Source organism: Gordonia sp. GONU (assembly GCF_024733855.1).
GTDB classification, from domain to species: domain Bacteria; phylum Actinomycetota; class Actinomycetes; order Mycobacteriales; family Mycobacteriaceae; genus Gordonia; species Gordonia amicalis.
In genome coordinates this window covers 1-520 of sequence record NZ_JANRHB010000101.1, presented here as the reverse complement: position 1 = coordinate 520, position 520 = coordinate 1, and the positions used below count along the sequence as shown (strand labels likewise).

The window sequence follows — 520 nt, the reverse complement described above, 5'->3', positions numbered from 1 at the left end:
ACCGCCTGGGAGTTCCATTGAAGTCTGCGAAGGACCGTATGGACATCATTTCTGCTTACCGAGAACTCGGAAGCTATCGCGCCGCAGCCGAGGTGTGCGGCACCACCCACAAGACCGTCAAGCGTGTGGTCGACCGGTTCGAGGCCGACGATCAACCACCCGACCGCAAGGAACGGGCCCGCAACTACGATGCGGTCGCCGAGTTGGTCGCTGAGCGAGTCGAGCGGTCACACGGCCGGATCACCGCCAAGCGACTGCTGCCGGTAGCACGTGCCGCGGGCTATGAGGGCTCGGCCCGCAACTTCCGTCGTCTCGTCGCCCAGGAGAAAACACAGTGGCGCCGTGATCATCATCGTGGCCGCCGCCCGGCGGTGTGGGCTCCGGGTGACTACCTGGTCATCGATTGGGCCGTAATCGGCGGGCTGCACATGTTCTGCGCGGTGTTGGCGTTCTCGCGGTGGCGGTTCGTTCGGTTCGCCACCAACGAAACATCCACCACCACACTCGGATTCATCGCCGA

The 520-nt window shown here is 64.0% G+C and carries 1 protein-coding gene; it reads left to right on the top strand.

The genetic code is table 11. The features are described 5' to 3' along the window. Positions 1 to 17 precede the first annotated feature (17 nt). Positions 18 to 520, top strand: a 503-nt coding sequence (locus tag NWF34_RS25360; protein ID WP_258326413.1) for a helix-turn-helix domain-containing protein, incomplete at its 3' end; no start/stop codon positions are given.